The 22,415-nt window shown below is 71.6% G+C and carries 21 protein-coding genes and 1 pseudogene; 13 read left to right on the top strand and 9 right to left on the bottom strand.

Going from position 1 to position 22,415, the window contains the following annotated elements; translation table 11 throughout:
- The first annotated feature begins 48 nt into the window (after nucleotides 1-48).
- From OO52_RS29415 to OO52_RS29425, 3 genes are all read left to right on the top strand, one after another.
- Nucleotides 49-1,122 (top strand): sialidase family protein, encoded by a 1,074-nt coding sequence (locus OO52_RS29415; RefSeq protein WP_030653404.1) that lies wholly within the window; start codon nucleotides 49-51, stop codon nucleotides 1,120-1,122.
- A gap of 37 nt (nucleotides 1,123-1,159) precedes the next feature.
- Nucleotides 1,160-1,873, top strand: coding sequence for an NADPH-dependent F420 reductase (gene npdG, locus OO52_RS29420; protein WP_030653402.1), 714 nt, complete (start codon nucleotides 1,160-1,162; stop codon nucleotides 1,871-1,873).
- Between the two features lie 71 nt (nucleotides 1,874-1,944).
- Nucleotides 1,945-2,130, top strand: coding sequence for a hypothetical protein (locus OO52_RS29425; protein ID WP_030653400.1), 186 nt, complete (start codon nucleotides 1,945-1,947; stop codon nucleotides 2,128-2,130).
- Here OO52_RS29425 and OO52_RS29430 read toward each other — a convergent pair.
- Complete coding sequence (locus OO52_RS29430) at nucleotides 2,120-2,923, bottom strand: site-2 protease family protein (protein ID WP_030653398.1); 804 nt, start codon at nucleotides 2,921-2,923, stop codon at nucleotides 2,120-2,122. The two genes, OO52_RS29425 and OO52_RS29430, sit on opposite strands and share 11 nt — an antisense overlap.
- A gap of 120 nt (nucleotides 2,924-3,043) precedes the next feature.
- Here OO52_RS29430 and OO52_RS29435 point away from each other — a divergent pair, with 120 nt between their 5' ends.
- Both OO52_RS29435 and OO52_RS29440 read left to right on the top strand, forming a co-directional pair.
- The gene (locus tag OO52_RS29435) at nucleotides 3,044-3,550 is read left to right on the top strand and encodes a DUF6578 domain-containing protein (RefSeq protein ID WP_199819982.1); all 507 of its coding nucleotides are present in this window, start codon (nucleotides 3,044-3,046) and stop codon (nucleotides 3,548-3,550) included.
- Between the two features lie 14 nt (nucleotides 3,551-3,564).
- Nucleotides 3,565-6,822 carry a BTAD domain-containing putative transcriptional regulator gene (locus tag OO52_RS29440; protein ID WP_030653395.1) on the top strand — a complete coding sequence of 1,086 codons (3,258 nt, stop codon included), beginning with the start codon at nucleotides 3,565-3,567 and terminating at the stop codon, nucleotides 6,820-6,822.
- 13 nt (nucleotides 6,823-6,835) lie between these two features.
- Here OO52_RS29440 and OO52_RS29445 read toward each other — a convergent pair whose 3' ends face one another.
- From OO52_RS29445 to panB, 3 genes are all read right to left on the bottom strand, one after another.
- Nucleotides 6,836-7,657: an ABC transporter permease gene (locus tag OO52_RS29445; RefSeq protein WP_030653393.1), complete on the bottom strand. Its 822-nt coding sequence runs from the start codon at nucleotides 7,655-7,657 to the stop codon at nucleotides 6,836-6,838.
- Complete coding sequence (locus OO52_RS29450) at nucleotides 7,654-8,679, bottom strand: ATP-binding cassette domain-containing protein (protein ID WP_030653382.1); 1,026 nt, start codon at nucleotides 8,677-8,679, stop codon at nucleotides 7,654-7,656. Before OO52_RS29450 ends, OO52_RS29445 begins: the two co-directional genes overlap by 4 nt.
- A gap of 206 nt (nucleotides 8,680-8,885) precedes the next feature.
- Nucleotides 8,886-9,767 (bottom strand): 3-methyl-2-oxobutanoate hydroxymethyltransferase, encoded by an 882-nt coding sequence (panB, locus tag OO52_RS29455; RefSeq protein WP_030653379.1) that lies wholly within the window; start codon nucleotides 9,765-9,767, stop codon nucleotides 8,886-8,888.
- A gap of 180 nt (nucleotides 9,768-9,947) precedes the next feature.
- Between panB and OO52_RS29460 the strand changes: the two genes are divergently transcribed.
- The 5 genes from OO52_RS29460 (at nucleotide 9,948) to OO52_RS29480 (ending at nucleotide 16,081) form a co-directional block, all read left to right on the top strand.
- On the top strand, nucleotides 9,948-11,534 hold the full coding sequence (locus OO52_RS29460) for an MFS transporter (protein WP_196945190.1): 1,587 nt from the start codon (nucleotides 9,948-9,950) through the stop codon (nucleotides 11,532-11,534).
- Between the two features lie 76 nt (nucleotides 11,535-11,610).
- Nucleotides 11,611-12,240 (top strand): TetR/AcrR family transcriptional regulator, encoded by a 630-nt coding sequence (locus OO52_RS29465; protein ID WP_030653372.1) that lies wholly within the window; start codon nucleotides 11,611-11,613, stop codon nucleotides 12,238-12,240.
- A 186-nt stretch (nucleotides 12,241-12,426) separates the two neighbouring features.
- Complete coding sequence (locus OO52_RS29470) at nucleotides 12,427-13,476, top strand: endonuclease/exonuclease/phosphatase family protein (RefSeq protein WP_030653370.1); 1,050 nt, start codon at nucleotides 12,427-12,429, stop codon at nucleotides 13,474-13,476.
- Between the two features lie 96 nt (nucleotides 13,477-13,572).
- Nucleotides 13,573-14,802: an MFS transporter gene (locus OO52_RS29475; protein WP_030653368.1), complete on the top strand. Its 1,230-nt coding sequence runs from the start codon at nucleotides 13,573-13,575 to the stop codon at nucleotides 14,800-14,802.
- 748 nt (nucleotides 14,803-15,550) lie between these two features.
- On the top strand, nucleotides 15,551-16,081 hold the full coding sequence (locus tag OO52_RS29480) for an STM3941 family protein (RefSeq protein ID WP_234329179.1): 531 nt from the start codon (nucleotides 15,551-15,553) through the stop codon (nucleotides 16,079-16,081).
- 384 nt (nucleotides 16,082-16,465) lie between these two features.
- Here the strand turns inward: OO52_RS29480 and OO52_RS29485 are convergent, their stop codons facing one another.
- Together OO52_RS29485 and OO52_RS29490 are read right to left on the bottom strand one after the other, a co-directional pair.
- The gene (locus tag OO52_RS29485) at nucleotides 16,466-16,822 is read right to left on the bottom strand and encodes an ATP-binding protein (RefSeq protein WP_030653363.1); all 357 of its coding nucleotides are present in this window, start codon (nucleotides 16,820-16,822) and stop codon (nucleotides 16,466-16,468) included.
- Nucleotides 16,823-16,830: 8 nt separating this feature from the next.
- On the bottom strand, nucleotides 16,831-17,052 hold the full coding sequence (locus OO52_RS29490; protein WP_030653361.1) for a hypothetical protein: 222 nt from the start codon (nucleotides 17,050-17,052) through the stop codon (nucleotides 16,831-16,833).
- Between the two features lie 145 nt (nucleotides 17,053-17,197).
- On the opposite strand from OO52_RS29490, the pseudogene OO52_RS29495 reads away from it, so the two are divergent.
- A pseudogene (locus OO52_RS29495) lies at nucleotides 17,198-18,032 on the top strand (helix-turn-helix domain-containing protein).
- Nucleotides 18,004-18,207, top strand: a complete 204-nt coding sequence (locus tag OO52_RS29500; protein WP_030653358.1) for a DUF397 domain-containing protein — start codon at nucleotides 18,004-18,006, stop codon at nucleotides 18,205-18,207. Before OO52_RS29495 ends, OO52_RS29500 begins: the two are co-directional and overlap by 29 nt.
- Before the next feature lie 71 nt (nucleotides 18,208-18,278).
- Here OO52_RS29500 and OO52_RS29505 read toward each other — a convergent pair whose 3' ends face one another.
- From OO52_RS29505 to OO52_RS29515, 3 genes are all read right to left on the bottom strand, one after another.
- Complete coding sequence (locus OO52_RS29505; protein ID WP_030653355.1) at nucleotides 18,279-20,222, bottom strand: S53 family peptidase; 1,944 nt, start codon at nucleotides 20,220-20,222, stop codon at nucleotides 18,279-18,281.
- A gap of 210 nt (nucleotides 20,223-20,432) precedes the next feature.
- Nucleotides 20,433-21,065, bottom strand: coding sequence for a DUF305 domain-containing protein (locus OO52_RS29510; protein WP_030653352.1), 633 nt, complete (start codon nucleotides 21,063-21,065; stop codon nucleotides 20,433-20,435).
- The gene (locus OO52_RS29515) at nucleotides 21,062-21,745 is read right to left on the bottom strand and encodes a DUF3105 domain-containing protein (RefSeq protein WP_030653348.1); all 684 of its coding nucleotides are present in this window, start codon (nucleotides 21,743-21,745) and stop codon (nucleotides 21,062-21,064) included. Before OO52_RS29515 ends, OO52_RS29510 begins: the two co-directional genes overlap by 4 nt.
- Before the next feature lie 135 nt (nucleotides 21,746-21,880).
- Between OO52_RS29515 and OO52_RS29520 the strand changes: the two genes are divergently transcribed.
- Nucleotides 21,881-22,333, top strand: coding sequence for an RrF2 family transcriptional regulator (locus tag OO52_RS29520; RefSeq protein ID WP_030653345.1), 453 nt, complete (start codon nucleotides 21,881-21,883; stop codon nucleotides 22,331-22,333).
- Nucleotides 22,334-22,415 lie beyond the last annotated feature (82 nt).

Here is a 22,415-nt window from a genome sequence, read left to right on the forward strand (position 1 = left end):
CCGACCCGGGGAGGGGTGACGGACCACCGAGGCCCGAGGAGCCGCCCGATGACCGACGTGACCGTCCCCTTCCGCGCGGGCCACGAGGGCTACGCGAGCTTCCGCATACCGGCCGTCGTCGCCACCGGCTCCGGCACCCTGCTCGCCTTCTGCGAGGGCCGCGTCGACTCCGCCGCCGACCACGGGCACATCGACATCGTGCTCAAGCGGTCCACGGACGGCGGCCGCACCTGGGGCCCGCTCCAGATCGCCGCGAGCAACGGCGCGAACCTCGCCGGGAACCCCGCCCCCGTCGTCCTGGACACCGGCCGCATCCTGCTCGTGCACGTACGGGCCGCCGCCTCCGCCACCGAGGCCGCCATCCTGCACGGCCAGGTCGGGGACGCCGACGGGCGGCGCGTGTGGGTGCGGCACAGCGACGACGACGGGGTGACGTGGTCCAAGCCCCGGGAGATCACCAAGCAGGTGAAGAAGCCGGGCTGGCGCTGGTACGCCACCACCCCCGGCCACGCCCTCCAGCTCACCTCCGGCCGCGTCCTCGTCCCGGCCAACCACACCCTCCCGCCCACCGGCACCGACACCGGCGCCGAGGCCAAGTACAACAGCGGGCACTGCCTGCTCAGCGACGACCGCGGCGAGACCTGGTACCTCGGCTACCTGGACGAGAACACCGACGGCTACGTCAACGTCAACGAGACCACCGCCGCCGAACTCCCCGACGGCCGCGTCTACCTCAACACCCGCAACGACTCCCCGTCGCCCGGCAACCGCGCCGACGCCTACTCCACGGACGGCGGGAAGACCCTCGTCAAGCCGTTCCGGCCGCAGGCCGGGCTGACCGCGCCGGTCTGCGAGGCCTCCGTGCTCCAGCTCCGCGACCCCGACCTGCTCCTCTTCTCCGCCCCGGCCGACCCCGCCGCCCGCGCCCTGATGACGATCCGCGCCTCCGACGACGGCGGCATCACCTGGCGCCCGGCGTTCACCGTCGACGGGCTGCCCGCCGCCTACTCCGACCTGGTCCGCGTCGACCCGCACACCGTCGGTCTCCTGTACGAGACGGGCGACTTCGGCGCCTACACGACGATCACCTTCCGCCGGGTGCCCGTACACCGGCTGACCTGACCCGGTACGGACCCGGCGGCGGACGTAGAGTCGGCCCATGACCTCTACCGACAGCGCACAGACCCCCGGCAAGGCCCCCGCCAAGGACCCCTGGGACCTGCCCGACGTCTCCGGCTACGTCGTCGGCGTGCTCGGCGGCACCGGACCGCAGGGCAAGGGCCTCGCCTACCGCCTCGCCCGGGCCGGCCAGAAGGTGATCATCGGCTCCCGCGCCGCCGAGCGGGCCAGGGCCGCCGCCGAGGAACTCGGCCACGGCGTCGAGGGCGCCGACAACGCCGAGACCGCGCGCCGCAGCGACATCGTGATCGTCGCCGTACCGTGGGAGGGCCACGGCGACACCCTCGAGTCGCTGCGCGAGGAGCTGGCCGGAAAGCTCGTCGTGGACTGCGTCAACCCGCTCGGCTTCGACAAGAAGGGCGCCTACGCGCTCAAGCCGGAGGAGGGCAGCGCCGCCGAGCAGGCCGCCGCCCTGCTGCCGGACTCCCGGGTCGCCGCCGCCTTCCACCACCTGTCGGCCGTCCTGCTCCAGGACCCGGAGATCGAGCAGATCGACACCGACGTCATGGTGCTCGGCGAGGAGCGCGCCGACGTGGAGATCGTGCAGGCGCTGGCCGGGCGCATCCCCGGCATGCGCGGCGTCTTCGCGGGCCGGCTGCGCAACGCCCACCAGGTCGAGTCGCTGGTCGCGAACCTGATCTCCGTCAACCGCCGGTACAAGGCACACGCCGGGCTCCGCGTCACCGACGTGTGAGCCGGGTTTGGCCATGGGGGACACTGGTGACCGCAAGCAGTGTCCCCCGACAGGATCCGGAGTCGGCCCTCATGCCCCGCATCGCCCTCTACACCCTGATCGTCTGCCTCCTCGCGGTGGCAGCGGCCGTCGTCTCCTTCGTCCAGGGCAGCTGGCTGGGGATCGTCTGGGTGCTGCTGGCGGGCCTGTCGTCCAACATGACCTGGTACTACGCCAAGCGCGGCAGGACGCCCCGCGACGGGTCCGTCACGAGCTGACCGCGGAGCAGTACTCGTCGGCGCCCCGCCAGAACCGGTACAGGTCCTGGCCGCAGTAGCGGGAGACGTCGTCGACGTTCAGCGCCCGCATGACCGAGTCGATCACGTCGAAGAACGCGCTGTTGACCGACGGCAGCCACAGCAGCGCGAACACGAACAGCAGGCCGAACGGCGCGAACGGCTCCACCTGCCGCTTCACGTTGTACGACAGCCACGGCTCGATCACGCCGTAGCCGTCGAGGCCCGGCACCGGCAGGAAGTTCAGCAGGGCCGCCGTCACCTGGAGCAGCGCGAGGAACGCCAGCGCGAACCGGAAGTCCGCGGGGACGCCGTCCAGCGCGTGCAGCCAGAACGGGGCCGTGCACACCGCCGCGAACAGCACGTTCGTCAGCGGGCCCGCCGCCGAGATCAGGCTGTGCCGCCAGCGGCCCCGGATGCGTCCCCGCTCGATGAACACCGCGCCACCGGGCAGACCGATCCCGCCCATGATCACGAACAGCACCGGGAGCACGATGCTCAGCAGCGCGTGCGTGTACTTCAGCGGGTTCAGCGTGAGGTAGCCCTTCGCGCCGACCGTGATGTCCCCGCTGTGCAGGGCGGTGCGGGCGTGCGCGTACTCGTGCAGGCACAGGGAGACGATCCAGGCCGCCGTCACGAACAGGAACACCGCGATGCCCGGCTGCGCGGCGAACCCGCTCCAGGTGGCCCAGCCGGTCACCGCCGTCACGGCCAGGATGCCGACGAACACGGGACTGACCTGCCGGTCGCCGTGACGGGTGGTGGCGGTGGTCATGGGCGAGCTCCTGTGCTGCGGGCGGGACGGTCGGGAACTGCGACCGTACCGGCCGCGGACACGAGGGGAAAACGTCTCGCGGTGGCCGTCCGGTTCCGGGAGGGTGAAGGAATGCCACGGATGAGGGTGTACTACGCGGATTGGCAGATGGAGTGCTGCGGCACACCGTTCGCCGTCGGGGACGAGATCGCCTGGCGGCTGCTGCCCGCGGCGCAGGAGGACGACTGCTACGGCGCCACCGCCCGGGTGGAGCACCACGGCGGGCCCGACCGGGAGACCGTCGGGCGGGTCCGCGCCATCGAGCTGGTGCGTCAGCTGTACGTGGTCCACACCGACCCGCGCGTCCGCGAGCGCCTCGACCGAGCCCTCGAACCGGACCAGGAGTCCGAGGGGCTGGTCCTGCTCCCCTCCCCGTACACGTGGGAACCGGTTCCCGGCGCCCACACCCTGGATCCGGTGGCCGCCTGCCCGAGGTGGTTCGAGCAGGAGGAACCCGGCCGCGACCCGGGCCCCCAGCGGATCCGCCGGACCACGGGCGCGCTCGTCACCCTGGACGTCACGGGGACCGGGCCGCTCCCCCCGAAGGCCTCCGGCGCGGCGCCGGACGAGCCCGGTGACTGGCGCTGATCCCTCCAGGGACAATGGACCCCGTGCGTTATCGGCTGCTCGGCACCACCCAGGCGATCCGTCCCGACGGTACGGCCGTCCCGGTCGGCGGGGCGCGGCTGCGCGCCCTGCTGTGCGTGCTCGCGCTCCGGGCCGGGCGGACCGTGCCCGCCGGCGTGCTGGTGGACGAGGTGTGGGGCGCCGACCCGCCCGCCGACGCCACCGGCGCCCTCCAGGCGCTCGTCGGCCGGCTCCGCCGGGCCCTCGGCGCCGACGCGATCGTCTCCGCCGACGGCGGCTACCGGCTCGCCGCCGCACCCGACGACGTCGACCTCGGCCGCTTCGACCGGCTGACCGGCGACGGCCTCGCCGCCCTCGCCGACGGCGACCCGGCCAAGGCCGCCGCCGTCCTCGACGACGCCCTCGCCCTGTGGCGCGGCCCCGCCCTCGCCGACCTGCCCGACCGCACCGCCGAGGCGGCCCGCTGGGAGACCCGCCGGCTCGACGCCTTGCGCGCCCGGCACACCGCCGCCCTCGCCCTCGGCGAGGCCGAGCGGGCGCTGCCCGAGCTGACCGCCCTGTGCGACAGCCACCCGCTGGACGAACCGCTCCAGGCGCTGCGCCTGCGCGCCCTGCGCGACACCGGCCGCCCCGCCCAGGCGCTCGCCGCCTACGAGGACGTACGACGCCTCCTCGCGGACCGGCTCGGCTCCGACCCCGGCCCCGAACTGCGCGCCCTGCACGCCGAGCTGCTGCGCGAGGAACCGGCCGAGCGGCCTCCCGCGGCCCGCCCGGGCAACCTGCCCGCCCGGCTCACCTCCTTCGTCGGCCGGGAAGCCGACCTCCGCACCATCGGCGCCGACCTGGCCACGGCCCGCCTGGTCACCCTCCTCGGGCCCGGCGGCGCCGGCAAGACCCGGCTGTCCCAGGAGGCCGCCGAGGCGGTACGGCACACCGTCCGGGACGGGGTGTGGCTCGCCGAGCTGGCCCCCGTGGACGCCCCGGACGCCGTACCGCAGGCCGTGCTCACCGCGATCGGCGCCCGCGAGACCGTGCTGCACGGCGCCGGCGTGGACGGCATGCGCGCGGTCTCCGACCGGCACGGCGACCCCGTCGAACGGCTCGTGGAGCACTGCGCCCGGCGCCGCATGCTGATCATCCTGGACAACTGCGAGCACGTCGTGGACGCCGCCGCGCGGCTCACCGAGCACCTGCTGGCCCGCTGCCCGGAGCTGACCGTCCTCGCCACCAGCCGGGAACCGCTCGGCGTGCCGGGGGAGCTGGTGCGGCCCGTGGAGCCGCTGCCCGAGCCGGTCGCGCTCCGGCTGCTCGCCGACCGGGGCGCGGCGGCCCGCCCCGGCTTCCGGGTGGAGGACGACCCGGAGGCGTGCGCCGAGATCTGCCGCCGCCTGGACGGACTGCCCCTCGCGATCGAGCTCGCGGCGGCCCGGCTGCGCATGCTGACACCCCGCCAGATAGCGGACCGGCTGGACGACCGCTTCCGGCTGCTCACCTCCGGCAGCCGCACCGTGCTGCCCCGCCAGCAGACCCTCAGAGCCGTCGTCGACTGGTCCTGGGACCTGCTGGACGCCGCCGAACGGGACGTCCTCGCCCGGCTTTCGGTGTTCGCCGGCGGCTGCGACCTGGCCGCCGCCGAGGCCGTGTGCGGGCCGGCCGCCCTGGACGCCCTCGGCTCCCTGGTCGACAAGTCCCTGGTGGTCGCCGCCCCCGCGGCCGACGGCGGCATGCGCTACCGGCTGCTGGAGACCGTCGCCGAGTACGCCGCCGCGCGCCTCACCGAGACCGGCCACCGCTCAGAGGCTCAGCGCGCCCACCTGACCTACTACCGGGAACTCGCCCGCGCCACCGACCCGTTGCTGCGCGGACACGAGCAGCGCGCCGCCATCGACCGGTTCCAGCTCGAGTACGAGAACCTGCGCACCGCGTTCCGGCACGCCGTCGCCGAACGCGACGAACAGGAGGGACTTTGCCTGGTCCTGTCCCTGCTCTGGTTCTGGCAGATCCGCGACCAGCGCATCGAGACCCGCACCTGGTGCCGGGAGGTCATGGCGCTCGGCCCCGACCCGTTCACCGAGCCGGTCCGCCGCGCCGAACCGGTGTGGCAGCGCTGCACCGACAGCCCGCCGCCGTACACCGGCGAGATCCTCGCCGAGGCCCGGCGCGGGGTCCACCTGGCCCATCTGGCCTGCATGGACACCGAGATCGACGTCTGGCAGACCCCCGAGGCGCAGGCGAAGCTGCGCGTCGTCGCCCAGGTCTACGAGCCCGGCCTTCCGCAGACCTGCCGGCCACCGGGCATGCTGTGGTTCTTCGCCGAGCTGCTGACCGGCGGCGCCGACCGGCTGCGCGCCATCGTGGACGCCAGTGTGCGGACGTGCCGGCAGACCCCGGGCTACGAGTGGGAGCTGGCCGGCGCCCTCCACCTGCGCGCCAACCTCCTCGCCAACCGCACCGCCTGGGCCGGCGACGCCACCCGCGACGCCGACGAGTCCCTGGAGATCTTCCACCGCCTCGGCGACGCCTTCGGCACCACCGAGGCACTGTCCGCCCGCGGCGAGGCCCACGAACGCAGGGGCGCCCACCGCGAGGCCGCCGCCGACTACCGCGCCGCCATCGAACACGCCGAACGCCTCGGCGCCCGCGCCCAGGTGGCCGTCCTGCGGGCCCGGCTCGGCAACCTGCTCATGGAGGCGGGCGAGGCCGAACGCGGCGAGCGGATGCTCCGCGACGTCATCGCCAGCCAGGACGGCGTCCACAACGAGGCGCTGCCCGCCGCCCGCCTCTTCCTCTCCTGCTGGCTCGGCCTGACCGACCGCACCGCGGAGGCGCGCGAGCAACTGCGGCTGCTCCGCGAAGAGGTCACGATCGCGCACTTCATCGTCTTTGACACCATCATCCTCTGTCAGAAGGCCTGGCTGGACGCCCTGGACGAGCACACCGAGGAGGCCCTGACCGGGGCCCGCGCGGCGATGCGCCTCGCCTCCGACCCGCTGTCCGAGGCCGTCACCCCGCACATGCGGTCCGTCGTCCTCACCGTCGCCGCGCTGGCCCTCGCCCGCGCCGACGGCGGCAGCCGCGCCGCCGACGCCGCCCGCTGTCTTGGCGCCGCCGACGCGCTGCTGCCGCCGGGCCACGTCCCCTCCGGTGTGGAGCGGCGGTGCCACGCCATGACCGAGGCGCGGATCCGGGAAGGGCTCGGCCCGCGGTCGTACGAGACCGCGTACGCCGAGGGCGGTGGCCTCTCCCTCGCGGAGGCCACCGCCCTGATCTGAGCGCCGGGATGCGTCAGCTCTTCGTGCGGAACTTGTGGATGGCGACCGGAGCCATGACCGCGGTCAGGCCCACCGACCAGATCAGCGTCACCCACAGGTCGTGCGCGACCGGGCCGCCCTCCATCAGGCCGCGCGCGGTGTCGGCCAGCGAGGACAGCGGGTTGTAGTCGGTGAACGCCCGGAGCCAGCCCGGCATCGAAGCGGTCGGCGCGAAGATCGACGAGCCGAACTGCAGCGGCATCAGCACCAGGAAGCCCATCGCCTGCACCGACTGGGCGTTCTTCATCATCACGCCGAGGGTCAGGAACACCCACATCAGTGCCGAGCCGAACACCACCGACAGCCCCACGGAGGCCAGCAGACCGCTCCAGCTGTTGATGTCGTAGCCCACGAGGAGGGCCACCACCATCAGGACCACGGTCGCGAACAGCATCCGCATCAGCTCCACCGCGATCTTCGCGAAGAGCACGGAGCCGCGCCCGATCGGCAGGGACCGGAAGCGGTCCATGACACCGGAGTTGAAGTCCTGGTTGAAGCCGGTGCCCACGCCCTGGGCCATGTTCATGCCCATCATGGCCATGAGGCCGGGGATGACGTACTGGACGTACTGGTCCTGTCCGCCGCCCAGCGACTTCCCGATGGAGCCGCCGAAGACGTACACGAACAGCAGGGTGAAGACGACCGGGAACAGGATGGCGTCGAACATCGACTCCGGGTCCTGGCGGATCCACAGCAGGTTGCGGCGGATCAGCGCGCCGGTGTGGCGCAGATGGGCCCGCAGCGGGATCGGCGTGTCGGTCTTCGCGGCGGCCGGGGACAGGGTGGCGGCGGTCATACGGCGACCTCCTGACGGTCGTCGGCGGGCACGGCGTCCTGCGGGGCACTGGCGCGGTGGCCGGTGAGCGACAGGAACACCTCGTCCAGGCTGGGCAGTTCGGTGGTGATGGAGGAGATCGTGATGCCGCGCGCGGTGACCGCGCCGACCACCGCGGTGAGCTGCTCGTCGCTGAGGATCGGCACCAGCAGGGCCCCGCTCTCGGGGTCCACGGTGGTCGCGGCGAGCCCGGTGATGCCCAGCTCGTCCAGCATCGTGGCGAGCGGACGCAGCTCCAGCGGGTCCACCGGCCGCACCCGCAGCGTGCGTCCGCCGACGCGGGCCTTCAGCTCCTCGATCCCGCCGTTCGCGATGACCTTGCCCCGGTCCACCACGGTCAGCTCGGAGGCGAGCTGCTCGGCCTCCTCCATGTACTGGGTGGTGAGCAGCACGGTGACCCCGTCGCCGACCATCGCCTTCACCTCGTCCCACACCTCGTTGCGGGTGCGCGGGTCGAGGCCGGTGGTCGGCTCGTCCAGGTACAGCACGGCGGGCCGTCCGATCATGGACGCGGCCAGGTCCAGCCGCCGCCGCATACCGCCGGAGTAGGTGCTCGCCGGGCGCCGGGCGGCCTCCGTCAGGGAGAACCGTTCCAGCAGCTCGTCGGCGCGGGCGCGGGCGTCCTTGCGGGACAGGTCCAGCAGCCGGCCGATCAGGTACAGGTTCTCCCAGCCCGGGAGCTTCTCGTCCACCGAGGCGTACTGGCCGGTCAGCCCGATCACCCGGCGCAGCTGACGGGGCTGCCGTACGACGTCGTAGCCGGCCACCGTGGCCTGCCCGGCGTCGGGGGTGATGAGGGTGGACAGGATCCGTACGAGGGTGGTCTTGCCGGCGCCGTTCGGCCCGAGCACACCCATCACGGTGCCCTCGCGCACGTCCAGGTCGACACCGTCCAGCGCCTTGGTCTCGCCGTAGTGCTTGACCAGTCCCCGTACGGTCACGGCGGAACGTCCGCCGACGGGGTTGTCGTCGATGCGTGTCATGCCGATGACAGTGCCAGGCCCCACCGACAAACCACCGACAGCCGGCCGACACCACCGACACATCCCCGACGATCACCGCAACCATCAATTGAGGTACCACGACGGCGAGCAACCACGTCCGCGAGAGCGGCGCCGGCTTAGGCGCAAAGGGGGGCAGCCCGCCGACGGGGGATGATCGGCGGGCTGCCCGGTGGTGCCGCGATGGCCTAGTGCACGGAGTGTTCCTCCAGCGGGAAGCCCCCGCCGACGACGTCCTCCGCGAACGCCTTCGCCGCGTTGCCCATGACCTCACGCAGGTTGGCGTACTTCTTCACGAACTTCGGGACCCGGCCGGAGGTCAGCCCCAGCATGTCCGTCCAGACCAGGACCTGCGCGTCCGTCTCCGGGCCCGCGCCGATGCCGACCGTCGGGATGTGCAGTACCCGCGTCACCTCGGCCGCCAGCTCCGCCGGAACCAGCTCCAGCACCACCGCGAACGCCCCCGCGTCCTGCACGGCCTTGGCGTCGCGCAGCAACTGCTGCGCGGCCTCCTCGCCGCGCCCCTGCACGCGGTAGCCCATCGCGTTGACGGACTGCGGGGTCAGCCCGATGTGGGCCATGACCGGGATGCCGGACTCCACCAGGAGCCGGATCTGCTCGTGCGACCGCTCGCCGCCCTCCAGCTTGACCGCGCCGACCCCGGCCTCCTTCACCAGCCGGGTCGCCGAGCGCAGCGCCTGCACCGGGCCCTCCTGGTAGGAGCCGAAGGGCAGGTCGCCGACGATCAGGGAGCGGGTCGTGCCGCGTACGACGGCCGCCGACAGCATGGTCATCTCGTCGAGGGTGACGGGGACGGTGGTGTCGTACCCGAGGTGGCAGTTGCCCGCCGAGTCGCCGACCAGGATGACCGGGATCCCGGCCTCGTCGAAGACGGACGCGGTCATCGCGTCGTAGGCGGTGAGCATGGGCCACTTCTCGCCCCGCTCCTTGGCGAGGGCGATGTCCCGGACGGTGATGCGGCGGGTGCTGCCCTTTCCTCCGTAGAGGCCCCCGTACAGCGCCTTGCTGCCGTCGGAAGGCTTGTTCTGGGCAGCCGAAAGCTGCGTCATGGCAACGGCTCCTTCAGTCATCTCGAGGCGCCCTGACGGCGTCCCCGGACCGACTCCATGGTGGCACCTCGTGCCATTCGGGGCCAGAGGTACCCCCTTGTGAGCCGGGCCGCGTAAGGCCTTGGTAAAGAAATAAGATACGAGACGGTTCCGTATCGAAATGATCGTAGGCTCGAACACATGACAAGTCCCGTCCCTGCCTCCCGAATACCGGAAGCGGTGCACCGGCGCCGTTGGGCGATCCTCGGCGTGCTCATGCTCAGCCTGCTGATCGTGGTGCTCGACAACTCGATCCTGAACGTCGCCATCAAGACCATCGCCACCCCGGCGCCGACCGGCCTCGGCGCCACGCAGAGCCAGATCGAGTGGGCGATCAACGCCTACACCCTCGTCTTCGCCGGCCTGCTGTTCACCGCCGGACTCGTCGGCGACCGGCTCGGCCGCAAGAAGGTGCTGCTCGGCGGCATCCTCGTGTTCGGCATCGGCTCCGCGCTCGCCGCCGAGTCCGGCTCACCCGGCCAGCTCATCGCCTACCGCGCGCTGATGGCCCTCGGTGCCGCCTTCGTCATGCCCGCCACCCTCGCCGTGCTCATGAACGTCTTCGAGCGCGAGGAGCAGCCCAAGGCCATCGGCATCTGGGCGGGCGGCGTCGGCCTGGCCATCGCCATCGGCCCGATCACCGGCGGCGCGCTCCTCGACCACTTCTGGTGGGGCTCGGTCTTCCTCATCAACGTGCCCATCGTGATCGTCGCGCTCGTCCTGATGACCTGGCTCGTGCCCGACTCCCGCGACCCGCGGCCCGGCCGCCTCGACCCCATCGGCGTGGTCCTGTCCGTCGTCGGTCTCGTGCTGCTCGTCTACGGCATCATCAAGGGCGGCGAGCTGGCCGACTTCACCGACGCCAAGGTGCTGGCCACCATCGCCGGCGGGCTCGTCGTCCTGACCGGCTTCGTCGTCTTCGAGAAGCGCAGCGACCACCCGTCGCTGGACGTCACCTACTTCCGCAACAAGGTCTTCTCGGCCGCCATGAGCGCCATCGCGCTCGTCTTCTTCGCGCTGATGGGCGTCACCTTCTTCGGCGTCTTCTACACCCAGAGCGTGCGCGGCTACTCCCCGCTGGAGTCGGGCGTGCTGATGCTGCCCCTCGCCGCCGCCCAGCTGATCTTCGCGCCCCGCGCCCGGCTGCTGGTCGACCGGTTCGGCAACAAGGCCACCACCACCGGCGGTCTGGTGCTGATCGCCGCGACGCTGGCCGCGTTCGCCACGTTCGAGGCCGACACGCCGATCTGGCTGCTGGAGGTCGTCTTCTTCCTCATGGGCACCGGCATGGCGCACATCATGACCCCGACCTCGGTCGTCATCATGCAGGCGCTGCCCCGCGAGAAGGCCGGCTCCGCCTCGGCGCTCAGCAACACCTTCCGCCAGGTCGGCGGCGCCCTCGGCATCGCCGTCCTCGGCTCGGTGCTCGCCACCGCGTACCGCAACGGCATCGAGGACAAGCTCGGCCTGCTGCCGCCCGGCCTGCGCGAGACCGCCGGCGAGTCCATCGAGGCCACACTCGGCGTCGCCGAGAAGCTCGGCCCGCAGGGCAAGGCCCTGGTCACCCCCGCCAACGACGCGTTCCTGCACGCCATGCACGTCACCGCCCTGTGCGGGACGGGCGTCGCGCTGATCGGCGCCGTGGTGACCTTCCTGTTCCTGCCGGGCAAGCCGCCCGCCGGTCAGCGGCAGGACAAGGAACCGGAGTTGGTCACCGCCGGGGAGTGAGGTCCGCGCGCGGTTCCACGGGGGAAGGAGGCGGCTGCGGGACAATCTCCGCAGCACAGTGAGAGGACGGATCGTCGTGAGCCTTGCCGAGAGCCGGCCGCGCCCGGACGGACCCCCGCGGGGCCGGCCGCGCAGCGAAGCGGTGGAACACGCCATCCTGGAAGGCGTGATGAAGCTCCTGGAGGAGGGCGTGCCCCTCGCCGAGCTGTCCATCGAGCGGGTCGCCCGCACGGCCGGGGTCGGCAAGGCCACCATCTACCGCCGCTGGAGCGGCAAGGAGGAACTGTTCGTCGACGTCGTACGCGCCGCCGAACCCCCCGACCCCGAGCTCCCCGGCACCTCCCTGCGCGACGACCTCGTCGTGCTGCTGGAGTCCCTGCGCCGGCGCGGCCTCGTCAGCCGCTCCTCGGCGATCCTGCACAACGTGTACGCGCAGATGAAGAGCAGCCCGCGGATCTGGGCGGCGTACCACGCCAACGTCATAGCGCCCCGCCGCGACCTCGCCCTGGACCTGCTGCGCCGCGCGCAGGCGAACGGCGAGATCCGGGCCGACATCGACCTGGACCTGGCCAACGACATGTTCGTCGGGCCCATGCTCGTCCGCTCCGTCATGCGCCCCGACGCCGATCTGCCCGAGGGACTCGCGGAGCAGATCGTCGACGCGGTCCTGGACGGCCTACGCCCCGTCAGGTCCACGGTGCCGTAGCACTAATGTGCGCGTTTCGTCACAGACCCCGCGCGCCCCGGGGGTCACCGGAACTCGCGGACCCGGCTCGTTCGTCCTCGTCTTCCGTACGGCCGTCATGGGACGGCGGAACGGAGCCGATCATCCCCTAGGGTCGGAAGAGCACGGGGGCGAACGGTGTGCACGGCAGGCAGTGAGGCAGACGGTATGGCGCAGCAGGCGTACATGACGGAGACGGTGGACGACGGCTCGGGGCCCGAGCGACCGGGATCCCGGCTCCGACGCCTCACGCACCGCCTGTTCACCGGGTGGCGGAACGATCCGCGCGTCTGGCGGCGCGGCGTGGTCCTCGCCGTACTCGCCCTGCTGCTCGCCCTGGTGATGCTGCTGCACGCGCACATCCCCAACGCGGTGGGCAACCTCGGCTCGCTCACCGAGACGTTTCTGCCCTGGCTGGGCCTGGCCGTCCCGGTGCTGCTGGTGCTCGCGCTGGTCCGCCGGTCGGCGACCGCGCTGATCGCGATCGTGCTCCCGGCGATCGTCTGGCTGAACCTCTTCGGCGGGCTGCTGGCCGACAGGGCGGGCGAGGGCGGCGACCTCATGGTGGCCACCCACAACGTCAACGCCGACAACCCCGACCCGGCCGCGACCGCCACCGACGTGGCCGCGTCCGGCGCCGACGTCCTGGCCCTGGAGGAGCTGCCCGCCTCCGCCGTGCCCGTCTACGAGAAGGCGCTGGCGTCGACGTACAAGTACCACGCGGTCGTCGGCACGGTCGGGCTGTGGAGCAAGTACCGGATGACCGGCGTCCACGCCGTCGACATCAAGCTCGGCTGGAAGCGGGCGATGCGCGCCACGGTGGCGACGCCCCGGGGCCCGGTCGCGGTCTACGTCGCCCACCTGCCCTCGGTGCGGGTGAAGATGGAGGCCGGGTTCACCGCCCGGCAGCGGGACAAGAGCGCCGACGCGCTCGGCGAGGCCATCTCCGACGAGCCCCTGGAGCGGGTGGTGCTGCTCGGCGACCTGAACGGCACCATGAACGACCGCGCGCTCAACGCCGTCACCGCCCAGATGCGCTCCACGCAGGGCGCGGCGGGCAGCGGCTTCGGCTTCAGCTGGCCGGCGTCGTTCCCGATGGCGCGCATCGACCAGATCATGGTGAAGGGCGTGCAGCCGGAGAGCAGCTGGACGCTGCCGCGCACCAACAGCGATCACCTGCCCGTAGCGGCCCGTGTGAAGCTCGACACAGGCTCTTAACCTGCCGGAATACTGGACCTGAGAGAGTTTGTTCCGTCCAGGAACATAATGCGAGACTCGAACCTGTACGGCACTCCGCTCTCTGAAAGGTCCCTCATGCCCCTGGCCCTGCTCGCCCTTGCCGTGGGTGCCTTCGGCATCGGTACGACCGAGTTCGTGATGATGGGCCTGCTGCCCGACGTCGCGGACGACCTCCACATCTCGATCCCCGCCGCCGGCCACCTGGTCTCGGCGTACGCGCTGGGCGTCGTCATCGGCGCCCCGCTGCTGGCCGCACTGACCGCACGGATGCCCCGCCGCACGGTCCTGATCTCCCTCATGGCCCTGTTCGTCGCGGGCAACGCCCTGTCGGCGTTCGCCCCCGGCAACGGCTCCCTGCTGGCCGCCCGCTTCCTCAGCGGGCTGCCGCACGGCGCCTTCTTCGGCGTGGGCGCGGTCGTCGCCACGGCGATGGTCCCACCGGAGCGCAAGGCCCGCTCGGTGTCCCTGATGTTCCTCGGCCTCACCGTCGCCAACATCGCGGGCGTACCCGTCGCCACCCTCATGGGCCAGCACCTCGGCTGGCGGGCGACGTTCCTGGGCGTGAGCGTGATCGGCATCGCGGCGATCGCCTCCCTGGCGCTCCTCATCCCGCACGACCGGAACCACGCGGCCGCCTCGACGGGCCTGCGCGGCGAACTGGCGGCCCTGAAGTCGGTGCCGGTCTGGCTGGCGCTCGGTACGACGGTGGCGGGATTCGGCGCGCTCTTCGCGGCCTACAGCTACGTCACCCCGATGCTGACCGACGCGGCGGGCTACGCCGACACCAGCGTGACCCTGCTCCTGGCCCTGTTCGGCGTCGGCGCCACGGCGGGCAACCTGCTGGGCGGCCGACTCGCCGACCACTCGCTGCGCGGCACCCTCTTCGGCGGCCTGGGCTCCCTGGGCGCGGTGCTCCTCCTCTTCCCGGTGCTGATGCGGGCGGAGTGGAGCGCGGCCCTGGCGGTGACCCTGCTGGGCATGGCGGCGTTCATCACCGGCTCCCCGCTCCAGCTCATGGTGATGGAGAAGGCGTCGGCGGCCCCCTCCCTCGCCTCCTCGGCCAACCAGGCGGCGTTCAACCTGGCCAACGCGGGCGGCGCCTGGATCGGCGGCCTCGCCCTGGCGGCCGGCTTCGGTACGACGTCCCCGGCACTCGCGGGAGCGGCCCTGGCCGTCCTGGGCCTGGGCGTGGCGAGCGTGGCGTACGCGGTGGACCGCCGCCGGGAGACTCCGTCGGTGGGCCGGGTGATCACGTCCCACGTCCCGGAGGTGGAGGCGGAGGGCTCGGGGGCGCTGTACCGCTGAGGGGGGCGGTGGCTGGTCCCGGGCTGGTCACCGGGCCGGGTCGGGAGCTAGTCACCGATGAACCACAGGGAACTCCCCGGCGTGGCGACGCAGACCTCCAGCATCTCGGCGAGATCGAGGAGGGCGGCCTGCCCGGCCCGCACCTCCAACTCGATACCCACGGCACCCCCGCACGGCTCGCTTCACCTGCCCGAGCCGCCAAGGTGACCGTTGGTCCGCTCGCTTCTCGGCCAGTGTCGGGCTTCCGCGAGGTGAGTCAAGGGCGCTACGCGTCGCCTCCGGCGATGGCCCTCCGGGCCACCCTTGACACACCTCGCTCCAGCCCGGGGAAGAAGCGAGCGAGCGGCCCGAAACAGCGGTGGCCCCAGCGGCAACGGGCCCCGAGGCCACCGCCCCCCACTGTCGGCGAGGGCACGCGGTCGCACCTCGCATGGACGCCGGGTGGGTTTGGCGGCTTGCGGTCGGTGGGTGGGGCGTGGTCGCGGATTGCCTGGACGCCGGGGCGGCGGGGGTGACGGAGGGCCGTGGGGGAGGCGGAGTTGTGGGTGGCCGGGGCTCCCACTGACCACCGGAGGCTGTGATTGGCGGATTTGTGCCAAGGGGCCCGGCAGTGGTGCAGGTCAGAGCGGTGGCTGTGCGGCAGGAGTGGTCCAAATATGCCAATCACCCGTAGCCGACCCGGTCACGGCACAGGTCGCCTGCGAAAAGGGTTCCGCTGGCGAGGGCCCTGGTCCTATCGTCTGAGCCCGTGATCGGAAAAGGTGCTCCACTGCCCCCGACGGTCTTCCCGCTCGCCAAGGGACGTGCGTGGGCCATGCTGGCCGGCTCTCTGGTCTTCGTCGCACTGGGCGTTGTTTTCCTGGTCGCTCACAGCACCGTGAAGATGACTGTGGCGGGGGCGCTGGCCGTGGCCTTCTTCGGGCTGTGCTCGGCGATCTTCATCCAGCGCCTGTTCCGCGACCGGCCGGAGTTGGTACTGGACGACGCGGGAGTGGACCACGTGCGGCTGGGCCGGTTCGGCTGGGACGAGATAGCCGCCGTGCGGATACGCGAGCAGCGGGTACGCAACACCTCCCAGCGGTTCATCGAGCTGGTGCTGCACGATCCGGACGCCTACCTGGCCCGAGCGCCCAAGGTCGTCCGCAGGACCGCGTCCATGAACGCACGACTCGGCTTCGGTCCGGCCAACATGGCCACGAACACCTTGCCGGCGCCGCCCGAGGCGGTCCTGGACGCGATGCGGCGTCACTGCCCCGGACTCCCGGTGCAACAGCACTGAGCGCGCCCCCGTCCCACCATCCGTAAGCCGCCAAGCCGCCAACCCCCGTGTGCAGGCGAGGCACGAGCGCGCCCCGCCCACCCACCGTTCGCCGCCAAACCGGCCCGGCGTGCTGGCGAGGCGCGACCGCGTGCCCCTCCCGACGGCGCGCACCCAGCCGACCCCAGGGCCCATTGCCGCTGGGCCACCGCTGTTTCGGGGCGCCCGCTCGCTTCTTCCCCGGGCTGGAGCGAGGTGTGTCAAGGGTGGCCCGGAGGGCCATCGCCGGAGGCGACGCGCAGCGCCCTTGACTCACCTCGCGGAAGCCCGACACTGGCCAAGAAGCGGGCGGCCCTACGGCCACTTCTCAGCCTCCGCCCACGTCAGTTCCCCGCAGTCCCCGCCTCAGTTCCTCAACTCGCACCACACCGTCTTCCGGTCCGGCCCCTGTTCCACGCCCCACCGTTCGGCGAGCGCGTCCACGAGAGCCAACCCCCGCCCCGACTCCGCGACCTCCGTGGCGGACATCAGGACGGGCAACGCGCGCGGGTCGGGATCGGTCACCTCGATGCGGGTACGGTTCCCCGCCGCCGTATCCCCGACCCGGACGGTCACCGGTGTTCCCTCGCCCAAGTGGTCGATGACGTTCGTCAGCAGCTCCGTCGCGCACAGGCGGACGTCGAAGCCGTGCCCACGGAGGTGGTGGCGCAGTTCCGGTGCGGCCTTGGGCGTGGCCAGCAGGTGCAGCTCCAGCGGTGTCATCGGCGTCGTCACTCCGCCGCCGCCTTCCTCAGCACGGCGGCCAGCGCTCGCGCCGTGGCCGTGTTGCAGTTCCCGAGCGTGACGAGTCCGGCGGGAGGGGCGTACGTACCCGCGAAGCTCGGCAGGTCGACGCGGAGGGAGGGGAGCGTGATGCCGTGCAGGGCGAGGGCGGCGCGGAGGTCCTCGACGCAGAGGGTGACGTCGTAGGCGGTGGGGGAGCGGTCGGGCATGAGGGGCGGCAACCTTCTGTGCGGTGTGTGACGAACTCCTCACAGGGTGTCGCCGGTCTCGCTACCGTGGAAGAGGTTTCGCGTTCGCGACCAGGGCAGCGGAGGAGAGTGAGCGGTGGCTCGGGGCAAGGACATTGACGGCTCGATGAGCGTCCCGACCTTCTACGGCAAGGAGTTGCGGTGGAAGCGGGAGGCGGCCGGCCTGTCGCTGGAGGCGTTCCTTGAGGGCAGCTTCTACGGCAAGACCTACCTCAGCGACATCGAGCACGGGGAGCGGAGGATGCCCATCGATCTGGCTCGGCATGCGGATCGGGGTCCTCAACACCGACGGCTTCTTCGAGCGCCATTGCGAGGATGTGCGGAAGGCTAAGAGGGGCGGGCATGCCGAGTACTTCGAGAAGGTCCTGGAGGCCGAGAAGTATGCCCTGACCATTGAGGAGTGGTGCCCGATCCTCATTCCGGGGCTGCTTCAGACTGCGGCCTACGCGCGAGCCGTCATCCTGGCGGGCTTCCCGCTGTCCCTCGACGAGGAGGTCGAGGAGAAGGTCAGCAGCCGAATGGCCCGTGCCGAGCTCTTCGATCTGGACCACCGGACCCCGGGGTACTGGGCGATCCTGCACGAGTCGCTGATCACCGACCCGATCCTGCCGCCGCACGAGATGGCGGAGCAGCTCGACCGCATCGTGGAGTTGGCTGAGCGTCGCCGGATCACTCCGCAGCTCATCCTGCGGAAGGTCGGTGCGCATCCACTCATGACTGGTCCAGCGAAGATCATGACCTTTGCCGATGCCCCGCCGCTGTTCTACACGGAGGCGCTGCACAGCGGTGACACCATCGATGATCCGGCCCTCGTGGCGCAGTACCGCTGGTCGTACGATCAGCTCAGGGCCGTCGCACTATCGCCGAAGGCGTCCCTGGCCATGATCAAATCAGCGGCAGAGGATTACCGAAATGGCAAGCAAGCGGATCGACTTGAGTGACGCGCTCTGGGTGAAGAGCAGCTACAGCAACGCGGGCGGCGGGGACTGCGTCGAGGTAGCCCACAACATCCCCAACCTCATCCCCGTCCGCGACTCAAAGCTCCCCCACGGCCCAGTCCTCCTCCTCCCCCCCACCGCCTGGACCCCTTTCATCACCGCGCTCAAGTCCGAGTAACCGGCAACGCGAACGGGGCGTGAGGTGCCCGGCACCTCACGCCCCGTTCGCGTTACAGCGAGCCCGGCGCCTTACGGCTGCCGGAACGACTGCACGTAGCCGTTGGCCGGCGAGCCGACCCCCGTCACGTCGTCGTAGCCCTTCACCGCGGTCAGCGAGCTGTCCTTGCCCAGGCTGCGGACCGAGGTCAGCAGGCCGTCAGCCGCGTCGTACCCGTTCGCGAAGTCCACACGGGCCACAGCCAGCCCCGACCCCGTCGGGTTGTCCGTGACGTCGTGGAAGACGCCCTTCTTGCCGTACTTGGCGTAGATGGCCGGGTTGGCGAAGCCGAGGGCCTTGCCACCGCGGGCCTCCTGGGCCAGGGCCTGGACCGCCGCGATGACCGGCGCGGCCAGCGAGGTGCCGCCGATGCGGTACTCGCTGTACTGCTCCGTGCCGTCCGGGAAGGTCTGGGTCTGGCCGACCAGGAAGCCGGTGTTCGGGTCGGCGATGGCCGCGATGTCCGGGACGACGCGGTTGCCGGAGGCGTTGTTGGCCGTGGCCAACCCCTGCGGCACGACGCCCTTCTGGTAGTACGGCTGGGGCACCGTCTTGCTGGTGCCGCCGCCCGCGCCCGAGGTGAACGCGCCGGGGAAGCCGACCCAGCTCTTGCCGTCGGGGGACAGCGAGGCCTTCTCGGTGCCCCAGCCGGTCTCCCACTGGTACTTGTCGCCCTTGCCGACGGCCAGCGAGGTGCCGCCGACCGCGGTGACCCAGGCGGAGTTGGCCGGGGTGTCGACCTGCTTCACGCCGGTGTTGGCGACCTGGTCGCCGTCGTCGCCGGAGGAGAAGTAGAAGCCGATGCCCTGGACCGCGCCGAGCTGGAAGACCTGGTCGTAGGCGGCGGCGAGGTCCGGCGTCTGGTTGGCCTCGATGTCGCCCCAGGAGTTGGAGACGATGTCGGCCAGGTGGCTGTCGACGATCTTGCTGAGGGAGTCCAGCAGGTCGTCGTCGTAGCAGGAGGCCGCGCCCACGTAGGTGACGTCGGCGTTCGGCGCGACCGCGTGGACCGCCTCGACGTCCAGGGTCTCCTCGCCGTACCAGCCGGCCGCCCCGCACTCGTCGGTCTTGGTGTAGTTCTTCGGCAGCACCTGGTGGAGCTGGCCGGTCTTCCAGGCCGCGTCACCGTTCTTCAACGCGTACTTGCCGGCGTCGTAGGCGATCGTCGGCGAGGCGTACGCGTCCGTGATCGCGATGCGGACGTTCTTGCCGGTGTACGTGCCGGCGCCGTACGCGGCGCGCAGCTGCTTGCCGGTGTAGCCCTTGATCGCGTACGGGATCTTCTGGCCGTAGGCGTCCGGGAGCGTCGTCGCGACGTTCGAGCCGTAGTACGACGAGAAGGGGCCCGCGTTCTTGAAGACCGCGTCCGGGGGCGGCAGCTGGTCGTCGTGGTTCGCCTTGTGCGGGGCGTTGTCCAGGCCGGTGACGGTGAGGACCGCGCCCTTCAGGGCGGTCGGGGCGGAGGCCGTGCGCGCCGGGGCGCGGTAGGTCTTGGAGCCCTTGGCGTAGTTGTGCAGCTGGGTGCCGAACGCCTTCTCGGCGGCGGCCACGTCACCGGTGACGGCGACGTAGTGCGGGGTGACCGCGGTGACCGTCAGACCGGCCGACTTCAGCCAGGACGTGACGGCGGCCACCTGGGCCTTGGTGGCCCCGAAGCGGGCCTGCGCCTTCTTGGCGCTGAGGTACTTGCCGTACAGCGGCGAGCTGGGGTCGGACACCGCCTTGGCGTAGGCGGCGAGTCCGGCCGCGTCCCGGCCGGCCAGGTAGACGCGGGCCTTGACCTGGGCCTTGTCCGAGGTCGCGCCCTTGTCCGCCTTGGCCGTGGCCCAGAGCGGCTTGGTGCCCTTCAGAACGTCACGAGCGGGGCTGTCCGCGGCGTGTGCCGCGGGTATGCCCAGCGCCAGCGCACCGGCGATCATGGGCAGTGTCGCTGCCATGCTCACACCGGCGCGCACGGTGGCGCGGTTGGATCTCATAGAACCCCCTGCGATGCGGTTCGCATGCATGTAGTGGTTGGCACGTCGTGGAGGCGCGCGCCGGCCCGCGGCGGTGTCGGCCGACGAGTGGATCACACGATGGGGGCCACTCTTGCGATGAACCGTTCATGCAAGGGGAACGTAAAAGTCAAGAGAAGCTCAAGTAACCGCCAGGGAGGGTGATTTGACCCTTTGATCCTTACGGCGGTGTTACGAACGGGCTTGGGCGCCACGCTCCTTGAGCATTCCGGCCATCAGCTCGATCTCCGACTGCTGGGCGTCGACCATGCCCTGCGCGAGCCGCTTCTCCACGCCGACGGTGCACTTGGCGACGCAGCCCTCGGCCATGTGGATGCCGCCCTTGTGATGGTCCGTCATGAGCTGGAGGTAGAAGATCTCCGCTTGCCTGCCGTTCAGCGTTCCGAGTTTCTTCAGCTCGGTGTTGGTCGCCATCCCCGGCATCAGCGCGCCGTCCTTGCCGGAGGCCATGCCGCCCATGCCCATCCAGGTCATCGGCGGGTCGGCGGACACCTTCGGCAGGTCCCACAGGTCCAGCCAGCCCAGCAGCATCCCGCGCTGGTTGGCCTGCGTCTGCGCGATGTCGTAGGCGAGCCGCCGTACCTCCTCGTCCTTCGTGCGGTCGCGCACGATGTACGACATCTCGACGGCCTGCTGGTGGTGGACGGCCATGTCCCGGGCGAACCCGGCGTCCGCCGAGTCCGCGCTCGGCGTCTTCGGGTCCGATCCGCCGGTCTCCTCGGCCACCGCGTAGGTGATCGCACCGGCCGCGACGAGCACCGCCGCCGCGGCCCCGGCGACCCAGCCGACGTGCTGCCGCCTCACTTCATGACCCCGCCGGTGCACGAGGCGCCCGGCTCGGGCGTCTGCCGGCCCTGCACGTACGTGGCGAAGAACTTGTCCACTTCCGGGTCCTTCGCGCTCTTCACCGCCACCTGGTGACCCCAGGCCGACAGGATCAGCGGGGCCTCCTGCTTCTCGTACGGGCTCATCAGCGAGTACGGCGTCTTCTTCACCTTGGCCGCGAGCGCGTCGACGTCGGCCTTGGGCGCCTTGTCGGTGTACGTCACCCAGACCGCGCCGTGCTCCAGCGAGTGCACGGCGTTCTCGTCGGGCACCGCCTTGGTGTAGACGTCACCGTTGCAGTTCAGCCAGACCGGGTTGTGGTTGCCGCCGACCGGCGGGTGCATCGGGTACGACACCTTCGTCGTCACATGCGTCCGGGACAGCTTGCCCGACCAGGTCTTCACCCCGTCCGCGCCGGTGGTGAACTTCCCGGAGTCCCCGGAGCCCTTGGCGTCGCCGCTCGGCGTCGCCTGGTCCTTGCCGGAGTCGCTCTGCGTCTTCACCAGGACCACACCGCCGACGACGAGACCGACGACGACCACCGCACTGGCGGCGATGGTGAGCACCCGGTTGCGGCGCTCGCGGGCACGCTCCGCGCGCCGCATCTCCTCGATGCGCGCCTTGCGCGCCGCGGTGCTGCTGTTCTTGCCGGAACCCATGAGGCGAGTCCTTCTGGAGAAGGGGACGTGGACGGTGGGGCCCGCTGATCGTAATGCGGCGGGAGCGCCCTTCCGTAGGAGGGCACAGGAACCGGATAATTTTGAACTGGGATGCGTATTATCTACGCTCGCGGTATGCGGCTGCTGCGCTCCACCGATCTGGCCCTGCGCGTCCTGATGCGACTCGCGGTCGTCGCCGACGCCACGCCCACGACCCGCCAGGTCGCCGCCGACATGGAGGTGCCCTACACGCACGCCGCGAAGGTCGTCGCCGAACTCCAGCACCTGGGCCTGGTCGACGCCCGGCGCGGGCGGGGCGGCGGGCTGGCGCTCACGGAGCGGGGCCGTACCGCCTCGGTGGGCGCGGTCGTGCGGACCTTCGAGGGCGACGGCGACGTCGTGGACTGCGAGGGGGCACAGGGGACGCCGGCCTGCCCCCTGCGCTCAGGCTGCCGCCTGCGGGGCGCCTTGCGGGGGGCTCAGGAGGCGTTCTTCGCCGCGCTGGACTCCGTCACGATCGGGGAGCTCGTCGCCGAGCCGACGGGGCCGTTGCTGCTGGGGATCTCTCGGCGGCCGGGGCTGGACTGAACGCATCGCGACCAGCCACGAAAGGTCGTCAGGCGTGTGCCGTGCCGTCGTGGCTGGTCGCGCAGTTCCCCGCGCCCCTTCG

The sequence above is a fragment of the Streptomyces flaveolus genome (assembly GCF_000716535.1).
Classification (GTDB): Bacteria; Actinomycetota; Actinomycetes; order Streptomycetales; family Streptomycetaceae; genus Streptomyces; species Streptomyces flaveolus_A.